The sequence below is a fragment of the Streptomyces sp. ADI95-16 genome (genome assembly GCF_003721495.1).
Lineage (GTDB): Bacteria > Actinomycetota > Actinomycetes > Streptomycetales > Streptomycetaceae > Streptomyces > Streptomyces goshikiensis.
In genome coordinates this window covers 1,100,659-1,120,458 of the sequence record NZ_CP033581.1, presented here as the reverse complement: position 1 = coordinate 1,120,458, position 19,800 = coordinate 1,100,659, and the positions used below count along the sequence as shown (strand labels likewise).

Sequence of the window (19,800 nt, the reverse complement as noted above, 5' to 3'; positions counted from 1 at the left end):
CCTCGCATTGCGGACCCGCGGCCGGATGGGTTACCCGGCCGACCTCCGCAACGCTGCCAACCCGCACCGACATCGCACCGACAGCGCCCGGACGCGTACCCGACGCGCCCCCGACGCGCCCGCGACACCCCGGTTCACGCCTCCTCGGTCCTCGTGCACATGATCGCGAACAGCTCCGAGAGCGGCCGGCGCGGGTCGGCCGTCACCTGTCCGATCAGCGTGTGGAGTTCCCCGGCGAGCCGCCGGGCCTTGGCCGGGCCGAGCAGTTCGGTCGCGTGGATCAGCTCGCCGTGCACCGGGCCGCCGTCGCGCGGCTCGTAGAAGCCGAGGGTCAGCTCCGCCGCCGTGCGGGCGGCCGGGACGGCGTGGAAGGAGCCCATGCCGCCCTCCAGTTCGCCCAGGTCCGCCTGCTCGTGGTGCACCACCATCACCTGCGGCCCCCCGGGTGCCAGCCCGGCCGCGCGGGCCACCTCGTCGTAGGGCACCTCCTGGCGGTCCAGCGCGCTCAGAGTCGTCTCCCGCACCCGCGCCAGCAGCTCCCCGAAGGCCGGGTCGCCCCCGGTGTCGGTGCGCAGCACCACCGTGTTCAGGAAGCAGCCCACCAGCGGGGCGAGCCGCTCGTCCGGCCGGCCCGCGACCATGGTCGCGATCGGCAGGTCGGTGCCCGCGCCGTGCGCGGTGAGCAGGGCCGCCAGCGCCGCGTGCAGCACCATGAACATGCTGGTCCCGCTCTCCCGGGCCAGCCCGTCCACCGCGGCGTGCAGTCGCGCGTCGAGGACGAAGGGCACCCGGCCGGCGGTGTACCCCGCCGGGCCGGCACCCGCCGGGCGCGGCCGGTCCGTCGGCAGGGCCAGGGCCCGGGGCGCGTCCCGCAGCGTCTCGCGCCAGTAGGTGAGCTGCCGCCCGCCGACGCCGTCGGGGTCGGCGAGGTCCCCGAGCACCTCCCGCGCCCAGTGCGCGTAGTCGGCGTACGTGACCGCCAGTGGCTCCCAGTCGGCCGCCCGGCCCGCCGCCCGGGCCGCGTACGCCCGGGTCAGGTCCCGGAACAGCGGCACCACCGACCACTCGTCGACGGCCAGGTAGTGCGAGGCCAGGAGCAGGGCCTCGGTCCCGTCAGGGGCCCTCAGCAGACGGGCCCGCAGCGGGGCCTCGACCGCCAGGTCCGGTGCCTGCCCGGCGAGTTCGGTCAGCCGGGCGTCGAGATCGCCGCACCGCTCGACGGTCAGCACCGGCGGCCGCGCGGCGGGCCGCAGCCGGAGCCCGCCGTCCCCGTGCTCCACGAAGGAGGTGCGCAGCGGGGCGTGCCGCTCCACCACGTCGCCCAGCGCCGCGGCCAGCGCGCCGGCGTCCAGCGCGCCCGCCGAGCGCAGCGCGAGCGCGCTGTCGAAGCCGGGCCGTCGCCGGTACGTCCCCCACTGGGCGCCCTGCACCGGCGCGGCCGGCGCCTCCCGGGCACCCTCCCCGCTCCCGCTCCCGCCTCCGGCGCCCGCGCGCAGCGGCGGCCTGGCCGTCCGGGCGCCGTCGAGCCGCTCGGCGATCCCGCTCACCGTCAGGGCGTCGAAGACGTCGCGGATGCTCAGCTCGACCCCGAACTCGTCCCGGATCAGGCCCAGCAGCCGCATGGCCGCCATCGAATGGCCGCCCAGCGCGAAGAAGTTGTCGTGGACGCCCACCTCCGCCAGCTTGAGGATCCCGCCGAACAGCCCCGCCAGCCGGGCCTGCGTGGCATCGGCGGGGCGGGCGTCACCGGTCATCCCCGACCAGTCCGGCGCGGGCAGCGCCTTGTGGTCGAGCTTTCCGTTGGGCGTCAGCGGAAGCGGCCCGTCCAGCGGCACCACGAGGGCCGGCACCATGTACTCGGGCAGCAGCCCGGCCGCGTGCGCCCGCAGCGCCCGCGCGTCGAGCTCCCCGCGCTCCGGCACGGCGTACCCCACGAGGCGCACGATGTCCCCGTCCCGGTCGGCCAGTACGGCCGCCTGGGCCACACCGGGGTGCGCGGCGAGGGCGGCCTCGATCTCGCCGAGCTCGATGCGGAAGCCGCGGATCTTGACCTGGTTGTCGACCCGGCCCAGGAAGTCCAGGTTGCCCTCGCGCCGCCACCGGGCCCGGTCCCCGGTGCGGTACATCCGGCCGCCGGGCGGACCGAACGGGTCGGCGACGAACCGCTCGGCGCTCAGCCCGGGCCGGCCGAGGTAGCCGCGGGCCAGCCCGCGCCCGGCCACGTACAGCTCGCCCGGCACGCCCGGCGGGACCGGCGAGAGGGTCGCGTCGAGCACGTAGCAGCGGGTGTTGGGGTCGGGGCGGCCGATCGGCACGCGCCCGCCGGGCCGTCCGCCGGCCTCGCGCGCCGGCCACAGCGTGGAGTTCACGGTGGCCTCGGTCAGCCCGTAGGCCGCGATGAGGTTGACCCGGTCCCAGCGCGCGAAGAGGTCCGGCGGCACGGTCTCGGTGCCCACCAGGATCGTCGACCCCTCGGGCAGTTCGCAGCCGGAGGGCAGCGCCGACACCAGGGAGGGCGGCAGGATCATGTGGGTGATCCCCTGTTCCGCGAGGAACTCGGTGAGCGCGGGCCCCGCGACCCGCGCCTCGTCGGGGACGAGCACCAGCCGGCCGCCGTGGCACAGGGCCATCGCCAGCTCGAACACGGCGACGTCGAAGCCGATCGAGGCGAACTGGAGCACCCGGCTGTCGGGCCGCAGCCCCATCCGGTCCACCGCGGTGGCGACCAGGCTGGCGATGCCCTCGTGCGGGACGGCCACGCCCTTGGGGCGGCCGGTGGAACCCGAGGTGTAGATCACGTACGCGGCGCCGTCCAGTGGTACGGGAGGTCCCTCCACCGGGGTCGGGGGCAGCCCGTCGAGTTCGGCCACGGCCCCGGGAGAGTCGAGCAGTACCACCGGCACCCCCGGGGCCGCGGGGATCTTCCCGGCGACGGACTCGGTCGCGACGACCAGCACGGCACGCGAGTCCCGGACCATGTAGGCCAGCCGGTCGGCGGGATGGGCGAGGTCGAGCGGCAGGAACGCGGCGCCGAGCTTGAGGGCGGCGAGCACCGTGGCGACCATGTCGGCGGAGCGGGGCACGGCCACGCCGACCACGCTCTCGGCGCCGACCCCGTGCCGGGCCAGCAGCCGGGCGATCCGGTTGGACCGGGCGTCGAGCCCGGCGTAGCTGAGCGTCACGGACCGGTCCACGACGGCGGGGGCGCCGGGCCGCTCCGCGAGCCGCCGCGCGAACAGCCCGGGCAGGGAGTCCTCCTCGACGGCCCGGTCCGTGGCGTTGAACCCCTCCAGGACCAGCGCGCGCTCCCCGGCGTCCATGATCTCCAGCCGGGACACCGGCAGAGCCGGATCGGCGGCCGCCGCCGTGACGAGCCGCCGCAGCCGTTCCCCGAGCAGCTCGGCGCTCTCCCGGTCGAACAGCTCGGTGGCGAACTCCAGCCGGCAGCCGAGCGCACCGGCATCGTCACCTGCGGCGGCACCCGTGTGCTCGGTGAAGCTGAACACCAGGTCGAACTTGGCGGAGCCGATCCGGAACGGCACGTACTCCACGGCCAGCCCGGGCAGGGCCGGTTCCTCGCCGGTGCGGTGGTGGTAGCCCACCATCACCTGGAACAGCGGGTTGCGGGCGAGCGAGCGGGTCGGGTTCAGCCGCTCCACCACCGCCTCGAACGGCACGTCCGCGTGCGAGAACGCGGCCAGCGCGGTGTCGCGCACCCGCGACAGCAGCTCGCCGAAGCCGGGATCCCCGCCGAGGTCGGTGCGGAGCACCAGCGTGTTGACGAAGAAGCCGACCAGGTCGTCGAGCGCCTCGTCGCCCCGCCCCGCGATGGGCGAGCCGACCGGGATGTCACTGCCGGCGCCCATCCGGTGCAGCAGCGCGGCGACGGCCGCGTGCACCACCATGAACATGCTGGCGTTGTGCTCGCGGGCCAGCCGCCTGAGCCCCTGGTGGGTCCCGGCGTCGAACGCGATGTCCAGCTCGCCGCCCGTGAAGGCGGGCCGGGCGGGCCGGGGCCGGTCGGCCGGCAGCTCGGTCTCCTCCGGCGCCCCTTCCAGCGCGCCCTGCCAGTACGCCAGTTGCCGGGCGGCGAGGCTCCCCTCGTCGTCGGCGTCACCGAGCAGGCGGCGCTGCCACAGCGCGTAGTCGGCGTACTGCACGGGCAGCGGCTCGAAGTGCGGCCGCCCGCCCGCGAGCCGGGCGGCGTAGGCGGTGGCCAGGTCGCCGAGGAAGGGGCGGTCCGACCACTCGTCGGTGGTGATGTGGTGCAGCAGCAGGACCACCACGTGGTCCTCCGGTCCCACCGCGAAGACCGAGGCGCGGAGCGGGAGTTCGGCGGAGAGGTCGAAGGGACGGCGCACGGCGGCGTCGATCAGCGCGGCCAGTTCCTCCTCCGAGGCGCGGGCCACCTCCACCACCGGCCGGGCCTCGGCGGCGGGCAGGATCCGCTGGAACACCCGCCCCTCGCGGGTCGCGAACAGCGTGCGCAGCGCCTCGTGACGGCCCGTCACATCGGCGAGCGCGGCCCGCCAGGCGGCCATGTCCAGGGGGCCGCGCAGCCGCATCACGAGCGGGAAGTTGTACGCGGCCGAGGCCGATTCGATCTGCTGGATGACCCACAGCCGCTGCTGGGCGTGGGACAGCGGCAGCTCGCTCGGCCGCTCACCGGCGGTCAGCGCGGGCCGCCCGGCGTCCCCCTTCCGCCCGGCGCGCTCGGCCAGTTCGGAGACCGTCGGCGCCTCGAACAGGTCCCGGATCGCCAGCTCCGCCGACAGCGCGGTCCGCGCCCGGCTGACCAGGCGGGTGGCCAGCAGGGAGTGGCCGCCCAGGTCGAAGAAGGAGTCGTCGATCCCGACCCCGCCCTCCGGCAGCCCGAGCACCTCCGCGAACAGGGCGCACAGCGTCTCCTCCCGAGGCGTCCGGGGCGGCCGGCGGGTGCCGGAGCCGACGGGATCCGGCGCGGGCAGGGCCTGTACGTCGAGCTTCCCGTTCACCGTCAGCGGCAGCGTCTCCACGGCCACCAGCGCCGCCGGGACCATATAGCCGGGCAGCACCGACTTCAGGTGCTCGCGCACCGCCGTGAGCAGGGCCTCGTCGACCCCGGCTCCCGGCTCGGGCACCACGTACCCCACCAGCCTCTTGTTCCCCGCGTGTTCGTTCACGACGACCGCCGCGTGGGCGATCCGGGGGTGGTCGGACAGCGCCGCCCCGATCTCGCCCAGCTCCACCCGGTAGCCGCGGATCTTGACCTGGTCGTCGGTCCGCCCCAGGAAGTCGATCAGCCCGTCCGGGCGCCGCCGTACGAGGTCGCCGGTCCGGTACATCCGCCCGCCCGGCGCTCCGAAGGGATCGGCCACGAACCGGTCCGCCGTCAGGCCCGGCCGCTCGTGGTAGCCGCGCGCCAGACCCGTACCGGAGATGTACAGCTCGCCCGGGCAGCCCGGCGGGACGGGCCGCAGCATCGCGTCGAGCACGTGCGCGCGGGTGCCGCGGATCGGCCGGCCGACCGTCGGGGTGGCGCTGTCGGCGGTCGAGCCGCCGAGCGTGTTGATCGTGTACTCGGTCGGGCCGTACAGGTTGTAGCCGTACGTGTCCCGCGTGCGGGCCAGTCGGCTCCACACGGCATCGGACACGGCCTCACCGCCGAGCAGCACCAGCGCCGGCCGGTGCCGGCCCGTGGCCTCGTCGCGCTCCAGCAGCCCTTCCTCGATGAGAAGTTGGGCGTAGGTCGGGGTCACGTTGACCACGTCGACCCGGTGCCGGTCGCAGTAGGCGACCAGGGCGGCGGCGTCGCGCCGCAGTTCCTCGTCGCACACGTGCACCTCATGGCCCTCGACGAGCCAGAGCAGCTCCTCCCAGGACATGTCGAAGGCGAAGGAGACGGTGTGCGCGATCCGCAGCCGCCGGCCGCCCGCCGACGCGATGGCCGGGTCGAAGATCTCCACCTGGTGGTTGAGCTGCATGTTCGTCAGCCCCCGGTACGGGGTGACGACGCCCTTGGGCCGGCCCGTCGAACCGGACGTGTAGATCACGTACGCCGGGTGCTCCAGCCGGTCCGCCACGGTGTGCGCGAACGCGGGCCGCTCGGCATCGGTCACCGCCCCGCCCGGGAGCGCCGCGAGGGCGGCGAGGGCCTCCGGCTCGTCCAGGAGGAGTTCGGGAGCGAGCGGCCCCGCCGGAGCGCGCAGCGTCGGCGCGACCGCCGCCGTGGACACCAGGCACAGCGGCCCGGTGTCCTCGATCATCAGGCGCAGCCGGTCCACCGGGTGGTCGAGGTCGAGCGGGAGGTACGCGGCGCCCGTGCGCAGCACCGCGAAGAGGGCCACCACCATCTCGATGGAGCGCGGCAGCGCCAGGGCGACGACCCGCTCCGGCCCCGCGCCCCGGGCCAGCAGCAGCCGGGCCAGCCGGTTGATCCGCGCGTCCAGCTCCGCGTACGTCAGGGCCTGTTCGCCGAAGACCAGCGCGACGGCGCCGGGGGTCCGGCCGACCTGGTCCGCCAGCATGTCGGCGACCGTCTCGTTCGGCACCGGCCGCTCGCCCGCCTCCAGGGCGGCCGCCCGGTCGGCGCGTTCGGCGGGCAGCAGCAGGTCCAGCGCCGCGACCCGCTCCGCGAGGCCGTCGACCAGCCGTTCCACCAGGGCCCGGTAGCGCTCCAGGGTGGCCGTCGCCCGGGCGTCGTCGATCAGGTCGGGCCGGTACTCCAGCTTCACGCGGACCGTCGAAGCCGGGTTGACGATCAGGGTCATCGGATAGTGGGTGGCGTCCACGCTGTCCACGCCGGCGATGCCGTGCCGGTCGGCGAGCCGCCGGAAGGCGTCCTCGTCGGCGAAGTTCTGCAGCACGTACAGCGTGTCGAAGAGCACCCCGAGCCCGCCGGCCCGCTGGAGCTCCGCCAGCCCGAGGTACTCGTGGTCCATCACGGCCACCCGCTCCGACTGCACGCGGCGCAGCAGTTCGAGGACCGTCTCCCCGGGGCGCAGCCGCACCCGCAGCGGGACGGTGTTGAGGAACATGCCGATCGCCGTCTCCGCGCCCGGCACGTCCGCCGGGCGGCCCGCGACCGTGGCGCCGAACACCACGTCGTCACGGCCCACCGCGGCCGACAGCACCAGCGCCCACGCCGTGGACAGCACCGCGTTGACCGTCAGCCCCTGCTCCCGGGCGCACCGGCGCAGCCGCCCGCTCAGCTCCGGGCCGAGATCGAGGGAGCCACGGCGCGGGATCGTCGGATCTCCGCCCTGCTCCCGGGCCACCAGGGTCGGTTCCGCGAGCCCCGACAGGGCGGCGCGCCAGGTCTCCCGGGCCGCGTCGAAGTCCTGCGCGGCGAGCCAGGCCAGGTAGTCGCGGTAGCTTCCGGGCGTGCCCATGCCACGGGCGTCGCCGGCCGCCTCGTACAGGGCGAGGAGTTCCTCCAGGAACAGCGACTGCGACCAGCCGTCCCAGGCCACCAGGTGGTGACTGAGCATCAGCCGGTCGGTGTCCGGGGTCAGCCGGATCAGCCGGAGCCGGAACAGCGGGGGCGCCGCCAGGTCGAACCGCAGCAGCCGGTCCGCCCCGGCGATCTCGGCGAGCCGCTGCGCGCGGGTCTCCTCGGCCAGGCCCGTCAGGTCGGTCTCGGTGAGCGGCGCGGCTATCGCGTCCGGCGGGCAGACGAACTGTACGGGGCCGGGCAGGCCGTCGCCGGTGATGCCGGTGCGCAGCCCCGGGTGCCGGGCGAGGAGGGTCGCGCACGCCGCGCGCAGCCGGTCGGCGTCGAGGCGGCGGTCGAAGTCGAAGCAGTCCTGGGCGGTGTAGACGTCCAGCGCGGCGGCGTCGTAGCTGGCGTGGAAGTGGATGCCCTCCTGGAGGGGGGACAGCGGCCAGATGTCGGCGACGGGCGCCGGGCTGGCCCGCTGGACCAGCCCGATCTCCTCCTGGGTGAGGCGTACCAGCGGCAGGTCCGCGGGGGTGAGCCGCCGGGGCCCGGGCGCGCCGTCCCCGAGGAGGCCGATCAGCTCGCGCAGGGCCGCCGTCCAGGCGTCGGCGAGTGCGGCCACCTCCCGGGCGGTCAGCGCCCCGCCCCCGGCCCCGTCCCCGGCCCCCGCCTCCTCTTCGGTCCCGCCCTGCGGCCACGTCCAGGTGGCACGCAGTTCGGGGCCGTCCGGGGTGTCCGCGCAGACGGCGTTGACCTGGAGCGGGTACGGAACGGCCAGCCCGGCGTCCGGTGCCATGCGCAGGGCGTCGGCCTCGGCGGCGGGGGCCCAGTCCCGGGCCTGCCCGGCGGGCAGCCGCCCGAAGTAGTTGAACAGCAGCTGGGCGCCGGACAGCCGGGCGAAGACGGGAGCGAGCTGTGGGTTGAGGTAGCGCAGCATGCCGTACCCGGCGCCGGAGTCCGGAGCCGAGCGCACCGCCTCCTTCACCCGCCCGAGCAGTTCGAGCGGCTCGCCCGCGGCGGGCAGCCGTACGGGGTGCAGACCGGTGAACCAGCCGACGGTACGGGAGAGGTCCATCGCCTCGCCGTACCCCTCGCGGCCGTGCCGCTCCAGGTCGACGAGGAGTTCGCCCTCCGGGCCGCCGCCGCCCTGCCGGGCGACCGCGAGCCGCAGCGCGGTGAGCAGCACCTCGGTGACATCGGCCAGGGCGGCCGCCGGGACGGTGGTCAGCAGCGCCCGGGTCTCGGCCGTGCCCAGGCTCACCCGGTGCTCCCGCGCCGACCCCGCCGTCCCGGTCCGCAGCGCGCCGGGCAGCAGCTCCGCCCCGGGGGCCAGCACTCCCGCCCAGTAGGGGAGTTCGGCCTGGCGGCGCGGCGAGGTCGCCTGTTCGGCCACCTCCCGGGCGAACCGCCGCAGTGAGGTCGGTACGGGCTCCAGCGCGGGCCGCTCGCCCCGCGCCACGGCCTCCCAGGCGGCGGCCAGATCGCCGAGCAGCACCCGCCAGGACACCCCGTCGACGGCCAGGTGGTGGACGGCGAGCAGCAGCCGGCCCGGCGATCCGGTACCCGTGTCGAACCAGACCGCCTGCAGCACGGTCCCCGCGTCGGGGTCCAGCCGGGAGGCGGCGGCGTCGGACTCCTCGGCGATCAGGGACCGCAACGCCCGGTCGTCCAGCCCCCGGGCGTCGGCGCGGCGCAGCAGCCCCGCCGCGTCCACCGCGCCCGGCGGGCGGATCGCGGCCGACCACAGCGCCGGGACGGCCGGGCCGAGGTCCATCCGGGACAGCGTCAGGCGCAGGCCGTCGTGATGGTCCAGGACCGCCTGGAGCACCCGGCCCAGGGATCCGGCGTCGGCCCCGGCCGGGGTCTGGAGCAGCATCGACAGGTTGAAGCGGCCGATCGGGCCGCCGTCCTCGCGGAGCTGGTGGACGATGGGCAGCAGCGGCAGGTCGCCCACCCCGTCGGAGTCGGAGGCCGCCGCCCCCGCCCCGGTCCCGGCCGCCGCGCCCGACGCCGCGCCGGAGGCCGCCAGCGCGGCCGGTGTGCGCAGTTCGAACACGGCCCGGGGCGTGACGGTCAGCCCGGCCCGGCGGGCCCGGGAGGCCACGGACATGGACAGGATGCTGTCCCCGCCGAGTACGAAGAAGTCCTCGTCGGCGCCGACCTCTTCGAGACCGAGCACCTCCGCGAAGATCGCCCGGAGCCGCTGCTCGCGGTCCTTGGGGGAGGTGGGGGAGGCGGGTGAGGCGGGTGAGCCCGCGCCGGACGGCCGGGGCCGGGGCCGCGCCGCGGGCGCCGGCAGCGCGGCGAGGTCGGTCTTGCCCGCCGCGGTCAGCGGCAGCGCGTCGAGGGTCACGAAGTGGCTCGGCACCAGCGGAGCGGGCAGCGACGCGGTCAGGGAGGCCCGCACGGCCTCCGGGTCCAGACCCGCGGCCGGGTCGGCCGGCACCAGGTAGGCCACCAGTCGGTCGGCCCCCCGCTCGTCGGCGCGGGCGACGACGACCGCGTCCCCGACGGCGGGCTCGCTGCGCAGACGTGCTTCGACTTCCCCGAGTTCCACCCGGTTACCCCTGATCTTGACCTGGTGGTCGGTGCGCCCCAGATAGGTCAGCACACCGTCCGCACTGAACTGGACGAGGTCGCCGGTGCGGTACATCCGCTCGCCGGGACCGCCGAACGGGTCGGCGACGAAACGCTCCGCCGTGAGGGCGTGGCGCGCGTGGTAGCCGCGCGCCAGCTGGGCCCCCGCGACGTACAGCTCGCCCGGCTCGCCCGCGGCCACCGGGCGCAGGTACCGGTCGAGCACGTACAGCCGGGTGTTCCACACCGGACGGCCGATCGGCACCGTGCCCGCCGCGCCGGAACCGGGAAGCGGATCCGGCCCCGCCGCCCAGCCGGTGACCTGGATGACCGCCTCGGTCGGCCCGTACACGTTGAACAGCGGCACCCCGGTCCGCTCCCGCCAGCGCCGCGCGAGCGGCACCGGCAGCGCCTCGCCGCCGCTGAAGGCCCTGCGCAACGTGGACCACCAGGGCGCGGCCTCGCCGGAGGCGGTGTCCTCCTCCGCGAGCAGCGCGGTGTACAGCGAGGGCACCAGGTCCACCGTGGTGACCCGCTCGGCGCGGATCAGCGCGGTCAGGTACGCCGGGTCGCGGTGGCCGTCCGGCTTCGCGATCACCACCGTCCCGCCGGTCAGCAGCGGGACGAGGACCTCCTGGAGGGACGGGTCGAACCCCGCCGCGTACTGGTGCAGCACCCGGTCCTGCGGACCGAAGCCGAACTCCGCCGCCGTCCAGGCAAGTTGGGCGGCCAGGGCGCGGTGGCTCACCACCACGCCCTTGGGGCGGCCCGTGGACCCCGAGGTGTACATGAGGTACGCGGCGCCGTCCGGATCCGCGGCCGGGAGCGCGCGCGGGGCCGCTGCGGACGCCCCCGCCGCCGTCCCGTCCGCCGCCAGCAGCACCGTGCGCGGCCCCTCGGCGGCGGGCGGCGCGGCCCCCGCGTCCGCGGTGGTGACCAGCAGCCGCGCCCCGGAGTCGGCGAGCACGTACCGGATCCGCTCGGGCGGCAGACCGGGATCGACCGGCAGGCACACGGCGCCCGCCCCGAGCACCCCCAGCAGCGCGACCACCTCGGCCGCCGAGCGGGGCACCATCACCGCGACCACGCTCTCCGGCCCCGCCCCCTCGGCGGCGAGCCGGTGCGCCAACGCCTCGGCCCGCCGGGCCAGTTCGGCGTAACGGGTGTCGCCGCCCCCGTGGCGCAGCGCGACCGCGTCCGGGGTCCGGCGGGCCTGCGCGGCGAACGCCCCGTACACGGTGGCGCCGGGCAGCGGTCGCCGCGCCCCGGCGAGCAGGTCCTGGGCCGGTCCCGGGCCGATACGGGCGACCGGCACCGCCGGGTCCGCGGCCAGCTGGCCCAGCAGGGCGCGCAGCCGGTCCGTGAACCGCCGCGCGGCCCGGTCGTCCAGCCGCGACCGGTCGTGGTCGAGCTGGAGGCGCAGCCGTTCGCCCGGCAGCACCGTCAGCGCGAGCGGATAGTGCACGGCGTCCCGGACGCGGGAGCCGGTGATCCGGATCAGTCCGGCGGGATCGCTCCGCTCACCGCCGTCCGGCAGGTTCTCGACCACCACGAGCGCGTCGAACAGCTCGCCGCCGCCCGCGGCCCGCCGGATGTCGGCGAGGCCGAGGTGCTGGTGCTCCATCAGCTCGGCCTGGCCCTCCTGGAACCGGGCCAGCACCTGTGCCAGAGACTGCTCGGGGCGCCAGGCCAGCCGCGCCGGAACGGTGTTGATCAGCAGGCCGACCAGGGTCGCGATGCCCGGGACCGGAGCCTGCCGGCCCGAGACCGTGACCCCGAGCACCAGGTCGTGGGAGCCGAGCACATCGCCGAGCACCAGGCCGAACCCGCCCTGGACGACCGTGCCCAGGGTCAGTCCGAGCTCCCGGGCCCGCGCCGTGAGCGCGGCGCTCTCCCCGACGGAGAGGTCCAGGGTGATCCGGCCGCTCCCGCCGCCGCCCGCCGCCACCGGCCGTACGGGCAGCCCCGCCGGAGCGCCCCGGCCCGCCAGCGCCGCGCGCCAGGCGGCGGCGGCCCGCTCCCGGTCGAGCCCGGCCAGCCAGCCCGCGTAGGCCAGGTAGCCGGGGTCCGGATCCGGCCGCCGGATCACCTCACCGGGCCGGTAGCCCGCCAGCAGCTCCCGCATCAGCAGGGACACCGACCAGCCGTCGACCACGATGTGGTGCAGGGTCAGGACCAGCAGCGACCGCTCCGGACCCAGTCTCAGCAGGGCGGCCCGCAGCAGCGGCGGGCGGCCGAGGTCGAAGCCGAGGCTCCGCTCGGCGGCCTCCGCCTCGGCCACCGCGGCGGCCTGCCGCTCCGGGTCCAGCCCCGAGAGGTCGGCGCGGGTCCACGGGAGGTCCACCCGCGCGGCGATGAGCTGGACGACGGGCCCGTCCGGGCGCTGCGCGAAGGCCGCCCGCAGCAGCGGATGGCGGTCCAGGAGGTGCTGTACGGACACCCGCAGCGCGTCCGCGTCCACCTCGCCCGCGAGCTCGACGGTGTCCTGCACGGCGTACCCGTCGGCCCCCGCCCCGTCCATCTGGGCGTGGAAGAAGAAGCCCTCCTGGAGCGGGGTGGCCGGGACGACGTCCACCAGGTCCGGGACCTCGGCGGCGAACGCCTCCCGCTCGGCCGGGGTGAGCGCCACGAGGGAGAACGGCCCGGGCGGCGCGGCGGCCGCCCCGGGCTCCGGGGCCGGGCTCCCGGCGGCGAGCGCGAGCGCCGCCACCGTACGCAGCCGGAAGACCTCGCGGGGACTGAGCGCGAGCCCGGCCTCACGGGCCCGCGTGACCAGCTGGATCACGACGATGCTGTCGCCGCCGAGTTCGAAGAAGCTGTCGTGGACGCCCACCGAGGGCAGCCCGAGGACCTCGGCGAACAGGCCGGCGAGCAGCGCCTCGGCCGGGGTGGTGGCCGCAGCGCCACCGGTCAGCGCCGCCCACCGGGGCGCGGGCAGGGCGCGGGTGTCCAGCTTCCCGTTGGGCGTCAGCGGCAGCGGCCCCTCCAGACGCACCACGGCCGAGGGCGCCATGTGCTCCGGCAGGACCTCCGACACCCGGGCCCGGGCGGCCCTCACCACGGCGTCGGCGCGGGCGTCCGAACCGGCGTCCGAACCGGCGTCCGAGCCCGCGCCCTCGCCGGCCCCCGCGTCGGCGCCGGTCACGAGGTAGGCCACCAGCCGCCGGGCCCCGCGCTGGTCCTCCCGTACGAGCACGGCGGCCTGCGCGATGCCCGGGCAGGCCATGAACGCGCTCTCGATCTCGCCCGGTTCGATCCGGTGGCCGCGGATCTTGAGCTGTCCGTCCGCGCGGCCCAGGAACTCCAGGTTCCCGTCGGCGGCCCAGCGCACCCGGTCGCCCGTGCGGTACATCCGGGAGCCCGGCGCCCCGTACGGATCGGCGACGAACCGCTCCGAGGTCAGCGCCGCCCGGCCCAGGTAGCCCCGGGCGAGGCCGCGCCCGGCCACGTACAGCTCGCCCTCGACGCCCGCCGGAACGGGGCGCAGCGCCGAGTCGAGCACGTACACGCGGGTGTTGGGGTCGGGGCGGCCGATCGGCGCCGGTCCCGGGCGCAGCGGATCGGCGCTCCACAGCGTCGAGTTGACGGTCGCCTCGGTCAGTCCGTACGCGACGACGACGCGCAGCCGCCCGGCCCAGCGGGCGATCAGCTCGCCCGGCACGGCCTCCGTACCGACCACGAGGACCGCCCCCTCGGGCAGTTCGCACTCGGGCGGCAGGGCGGACACCAGGGACGGGGGCAGGATCATGTGGGTCGCGCCGTGCTCGCGGACGTAGTCGGTCAGGGCGGCTCCGGCGACCCGCCGCTCGGCGGGGACCAGGACGACCCGGCCGCCGACGCACAGCGACATCACCAGGTCCCACACCGTGACGTCGAAGCCGGCCGAGGCGAACTGCACCACGCGGCTGTCCTCGTCCACGCCGATCCGCTCGGTGGCGGTGGCGATCAGGCTGCCGATGCCGTCGTGGGTGACCACCACGCCCTTGGGGCGGCCGGTGGAACCCGAGGTGTAGATGACGTACGCGGCCCCGTCCAGGGGGACCGTCACCCCGGGGTCCGTGGCGTCCTGCGCGGCGAGGGCGGCGGCGACGGCCGGGTCGTCCAGTACCAGCCGCCCGGCGGCCGGTCCGTCCGGCAGGCCTCCGGCGGCCTCCCGGGTGGTGATCACCGTCCGCGCGCCGGAGTCGGCGAGCATGTAGGCGATCCGCTCCCGGGGGTGGTCGGCGTCCAGCGGCAGGTACGCCGCACCCGCCTTCATCACCGCCAGCAGGGAGACGACGAGTTCGGGGGAGCGCGGGACGGCCACGGCGACGACGTCCTCGGCGCCCACCCCGCGCGCCCGCAGCAGTCGGGCCAGCCGGTCGGCGGCCGCGTTCAGCTCCCCGTAGGACAGCACGCGGTCCTCGCAGACCAGGGCGGTCCGCTCCGGCGCGAGCCGCGCGCGGTGTGCGAAGGCGGCCGGCCAGGACACCTCCGGGACCGCGTGCGGGGCGACGCCGAGGGAGGTCAGCAGGTGCTCCCGCTCTGGTTCCGCGGTGAGCTCGATCCGGCCGACCGGCCGGTCCGGGTCAGCGATCAGGGCGTCCAGGACCATCCGCAAGCGCCGGGCGTGGGCGCCGATCTCCTCGTCGCCGATCACCTCCGCGTCGGCGTCGAAGTGGAAGCGGACGGCGCCGCGCTGGGACTCGCCGACCGTCACGGCCAGGTCGCTGACCGGCCCCGTCCACTGGGGGCGCAGGTCCCCCGGGTGGTCGCCGAAGCGCAGCCGGCCCGTCCCGGGCAGCACGTTGACCGTCGGCCCGACGAGTTCCGCCACGCCCTCGACGAGACCGAGGTCCTTGGCCAGGTCCTCGGCCCGGTAGCGGCTGTGCTCGACGGCCTCCGCGATGCGCCCGGTCACCTCCCGCAGCAGCTCCCGCCCGGTGGTGCCCGGGCGGACGGCCAGGCGCAGTGGGAGGATGTTGGACACCATGCCGGGGACCCCCGCCGCCGCCGGGTCCAGCCGGGTGGTGACGGGCAGTCCGAGGACGAGCTCCCGCGCGCCGGTGACCCGGTGCAGATAACCCGCGAGGGCCGCGACGAGCAGCCGCGGGACACGGACCCCGGCGGCCGAGGCGGCGTCCCGCAGCCGTGCGGTGTCCGCCTCCGTGTACTCGTCGGTGCACCGCACGCGGTGGGCGATCACCGAGGGCCGGCGCTCGACCAGGCGGACCGGGTCGGGCCGGCCGGCGAGCCGCTCCAGCCAGTAGGCGCGGTCCGCCGCGTACTGCCCGGACGCCCGGTAGGCGGCCTCGGAGCCGGCGAGCGGCGGGAGCGCCCAGCCGGCCCCACCGACCGGTCCGGAGGCGCCGTAGACCTCCCCGGCCCGGCGCGAGAGCAGACCGACGCTCAGGCCGTCGATGACGATGTGGTGGTAGCGCTGGTACCACAGGACCCGGTCGTCGGCGAGACGGATCAGGGCGTGGTGGAAGAGCGGGCCCCGCGCGAGGCCCATGGGCAGTTGACGGTCCGCCTCCAGCCAGTCCCAGGCCGCGAACTCCGGGTCCGGCGCGTCCCGCAGGTCGACCGTGGGCACCTCCACCGGGAACCTGTGGACGCGCTGACGGGGCCGCCCGTCGGCCTCGGCCGTGAACCGGACGTGCAGGCAGTCCGCCTCCTCGACCACCTGCCGCACGGCGGCGGCCAGGCGGCCGAGGTCGACGTCACCGCGCAGCTCCAGGGTGAACGTGACGTGGTAGGCCGAACTGTCCGGCTCGATCCGCTGGGCCAGCCAGATCCCCGACTGCCCCCCGGTGACGGCCGTTTCGGGGCCGCCGGGGCTGTGGGGGGCGGATGCCGGCTCGTCCGGTTCGGCGGCGTCAGACATCGTTCGATCAGCCCTTCCCTGGTTCGCGCGTCGGGTATCGCGTCGGCGTGGCCCTGCGTTACTTGATGGCTTCGAGCTTCGGGACGACCTGGTCGATGGCGTACGGGATGCTCAGGACGGTGTTGAAGGAGAGCGCCGCGCCGATGTCCGGGCTGTCGTAGGGCAGGAAGAGGTCCCGCTTCTCCCGGTACACCTTGGTCTTCTGGTAGAGCGGGTCCGCCTTCATGGCGGCCTCCGTCTCGGCGTTGCCGAGCCAGACCGTGCGGTCGGCCTCCATGACGTCCAGGCGCTCCGAGCTGAGGTCGGCGACGTTCTCCTTGCCGAGGGCCGTGCGGTAGGCCTCGGGGGTGGTGAACCCCATCTCGCTCAGGAAGATGACCTTGGGGTCCTTGGGGGAGAACGCCGAGAACTTGCCCGGCTCGTAGGGCTCCCCGACGGTGACCGTCTTGCCCTTCCACTCCGGGTGCTTGTCCCGGACCGCCTTGAAGCGCGCATCGATGCCCGCGATGAGCTCGTCGCTCTCGGCGCCCTTGCCGAGGGCCTTGCCGATCTGCCGGGTCATCACCTGCCAGGTCGCCTGGTAGTCCTCGGAGCCCTTGGGCTGCGCCACCACCTTGGCGATCTTGGACAGCGTGTCGTACTGCTCCTTCTTCATGCCCGAGTACTGGGCGATGATCAGATCGGGCTTGAGCGCCGCGATCTTCTCCATGTTGTACTCGTCGCGCTCGCCGACGACCTGCGGGGGCGTGGAGCCCCACAGGTCCTTCGCCCAGGGCCACTTGCCGTACGGCTGCTCCTTGAACCAGTCGACCGCGCCGACCGGCTTGACGCCCAGGGCGAGGACGGCGTCCTGGTCGGACAGGCCGAGCGTGACGACCTTCTTCGGCTGCGCGGTGATCGTCGTACTGCCGTACTTGTGCTCGACCGTGACGGGGAAGGCGCCGGCCGCCGCGCCGGGCTCCCCGCCCTTGTCGGCTTTGTCGGTGTCACCGCCGCCACCGCAGGCGGTCAGCGCGAGCGCGGCCGCCGCGGCGACGGCGACGCGTGGGAGCAGGCCGGTGAACCGCGTCGGCGCGGGGCGTGTACCAAAGGGCACGGGTGTTTCCTTTCGCGGGGACTTCGGAGTGCTGCGTGCGGGGCGCCGCACCGGCCCGGCGCGCACTGCCTGCGCACCGGGCCGCCACGGCGGCGGGTGGGACTGGGGCTTGTCTTTCGGATCGGGCCGGATCAGGGAGCGGGGTCTGGTGCGTGCGATCGCAAGGCGGAGGAGGGAGCCAACGCGGAGCGTTGGCGACCGACGACAACGCGGCGAGGGTGCGTGCCAGGCCCCGCGAGCCCGGCATGATCCGAAAGACAGGCCCTAGAGCGGGGAGCCGATCTCGTCGGCCGCCCGGCGGGGTCCGCCGGCGGGCTCCGGACCGCGGCCGGCGATCGACCGCAGGATGTCCCCGACCCGGACCGCCGTGTTCGACAGCAGGGACGAGGTGATGCCGTGGGTGTGCTCGGTCCCGCCCTGGAGGTAGATCCCGCAGCGCAGTTCGGGGTCGGTCGTGACCCGGTAGTCGCGCTCGACCCGGACCCGGCCCCGGTCGTCGAGCAGGCAGTAGCGCCCCACCTCGCCGAGGAGTCCGAGCGGGTCGGCCGACCGGTATCCGGTGGCGTAGATCACCACGTCGGCGTCGAGCGGGGTCCGTTCGCCGGTCACCAGGGACTCCACGGTGGCGCGCACGCCGTGCGGCGTCTCGACCACCTCGCTGAGGCGGGAGACCTTCAGGAAGCGCAGCCGCTCGGTGCCGAGCACCTTCTCCTGGTACTGCTGCCGGTAGAGGTCGTCGATCAGATCGATGTCCACCACGGAGTAGTTGGTGTTGGCGTGGTACTCGATGAGCTTGCGCTTGACGTCCTCCGGGGCGGTGAAGTACTCGTCCACCGCGTCCGGGTCGAAGATCCGGTTGGCGAACCCGCTGTCGTCGGCCGGGCTGTAGCCGTACCGGGAGAAGACCGCGCAGACCTCGGCCTCGGGGAAGGTGCGGTGCAGGAAGGCCACGTTCTCCGCGGCGCTCTGGCCGGCGCCGACCACGACGAACCGGGAGGGCGTGGTGTCCTTGAGGGAATCCACCCGCGTCAGCAGGTCGCAGGCGTGCCAGATCCGGTCGGTGCGCCCGACGCCCTCCGGCATCCGGGGCCGCAGTCCGGTGCCGATGACCAGGTTGCGGGCCCGGTGGACCACCGGCTGCGAACCGGAGCGCGCGATCACGTCCAGGTACTGGATGACCCCGTCGAGCACGACGGGCCGTACGGCGATGACCTCGTGCCCGTAGGACACCATGTCGTCGACCTTGGCGGCCGCCCACGCGAAGTAGTCGTGGAACTCCACGCGCAGCGGGAAGAGGTTCTTGTGGTTGACGAAGTCGATGAGCCGTCCTCTGCTCTGCAGGTAGCACAGGAAGCTGAATTCGCTCGCCGGGTTCCGCAGGGTCACCAGGTCCTTGAGGAACGAGACCTGCATGGTGGCGTCGTCGATCAGCATGCCGCGGTGCCAGCCGAAACGCGGCTGTTGCTCGAAGAAGTGAGCGGTGACCGCGTCCTGCCTGTCGACGCTCGTGTTGTGCTCGCTGAGTGCGATGGCCATGGCCACGTTGGACGGCCCGAAGCCTATTCCAATGAGGTCGTGGATCAGTGGTGCATCGTCAGGAGGAGCCTGTGACATGTCACTCCCATCGGGGGGACGGCAGCCTGCCAGGTGTGAGGGGCGGGCGGAAACAAGGCATGCCGAGGTGCGACTGCAGGAGAACTTAGGGAAGGCTAACCTGATCTGCAAGCCCCTGTCGATGGGAAGAGGATTCCCTTCTGGGGGAATCTCGGGATCAAAGGGCCCCGAAAGTGGGGATGTTGCGTAGTTAGGTAAGCCTTGCTTTACTGGTTGTAATCCATCATTCGTCTGAGGAGGAACCGCATGCGGGTCGTCATGTTCGGATATCAGACCTGGGGGCACCGCACCCTGCGAGCGCTTCTGGAGTCCGAGCACGACGTGGTGCTGGTCGTCACGCACCCCAAGAGCGAGCACGCCTACGAGAAGATCTGGAGCGACTCGGTCGCCGACCTCGCCGCGGAACACGGCGTACCCGTGGTGATCCGCAACCGCCCCGACGACGAAGAGCTGTTGGCCCGCCTCAAGGAGGCGGACCCCGACATCATCGTCGCCAACAACTGGCGCACCTGGATCCCCCCGCGCGTCTACTCCCTGCCCCGGCACGGCACGCTCAACATCCACGACTCGCTGCTGCCGAAGTACGCGGGGTTCTCCCCGCTGATCTGGGCCCTCGTCAACAACGAGCCCGAAGTCGGCGTCACCGCCCACCTGATGGACGAGGTGCTCGACGCCGGGGACATCGTGGTCCAGCGGGCGGTACCGGTCGGCCCCGCCGACACCGCGACCGACCTGTTCCACAAGACGGTCGACCTGATCGCCCCGGTCACCGTGGGCGCGCTGGACCTGATCGCCTCCGGGCACACCGAGTTCACCCGGCAGGACCGCTCCCAGGCGACCTTCTTCCACAAGCGGGCCGAGGAAGACATCAGGATCGACTGGAACTGGCCCGCCGAGGACCTGGAACGGCTGGTCCGGGCCCAGTCCCACCCCTACCCGAGCGCCTTCACCCACCATCGCGGCCGGCGCCTGGAGGTCCTGGCCGCCGTGGTCTCCGAGGGCAGGTACGGGGGAACGCCCGGCCGGATCTTCTACCGCGAGGGCGACGGCGTGGTCGTCGTCGCCGGAGCCGACGCCCGCACCGGGCGCAACCGCGGACTCGCCGTCACCCGGGTCCGTACCGAGGACGGCCGGGAGCTGCCCGCGAGGGAGTACTTCACCTCGATGGGCGGATACCTGACCAGCAGGCCCTGAAGGACCGGGGGCGGACCTGACCAGTCCGCCCCCGGA

Annotated in this window: 4 protein-coding genes; 1 reads left to right on the top strand and 3 read right to left on the bottom strand. The window is 74.9% G+C overall.

Going from position 1 to position 19,800, the window contains the following annotated elements:
* Positions 1-134: 134 nt before the first annotated feature.
* The 3 genes from EES41_RS04535 to EES41_RS04525 all read right to left on the bottom strand — a co-directional run bounded on the left by EES41_RS04535 (position 135) and on the right by EES41_RS04525 (position 18,570).
* Entirely contained in the window at positions 135-15,860 is a 15,726-nt protein-coding gene (locus EES41_RS04535) for a non-ribosomal peptide synthetase (RefSeq protein ID WP_123075853.1), read from the bottom strand.
* A gap of 58 nt (positions 15,861-15,918) precedes the next feature.
* A complete protein-coding gene (locus EES41_RS04530; RefSeq protein WP_123075851.1) occupies positions 15,919-16,956 on the bottom strand; it encodes an iron-siderophore ABC transporter substrate-binding protein in 1,038 nt (345 codons plus the stop codon).
* 264 nt (positions 16,957-17,220) lie between these two features.
* Complete coding sequence (locus tag EES41_RS04525) at positions 17,221-18,570, bottom strand: lysine N(6)-hydroxylase/L-ornithine N(5)-oxygenase family protein (protein ID WP_123075849.1); 1,350 nt, start codon at positions 18,568-18,570, stop codon at positions 17,221-17,223.
* 246 nt (positions 18,571-18,816) lie between these two features.
* On the opposite strand from EES41_RS04525, the gene EES41_RS04520 reads away from it, so the two are divergent.
* Positions 18,817-19,764 (top strand): methionyl-tRNA formyltransferase, encoded by a 948-nt coding sequence (locus EES41_RS04520; RefSeq protein ID WP_123075847.1) that lies wholly within the window; start codon positions 18,817-18,819, stop codon positions 19,762-19,764.
* Positions 19,765-19,800 lie beyond the last annotated feature (36 nt).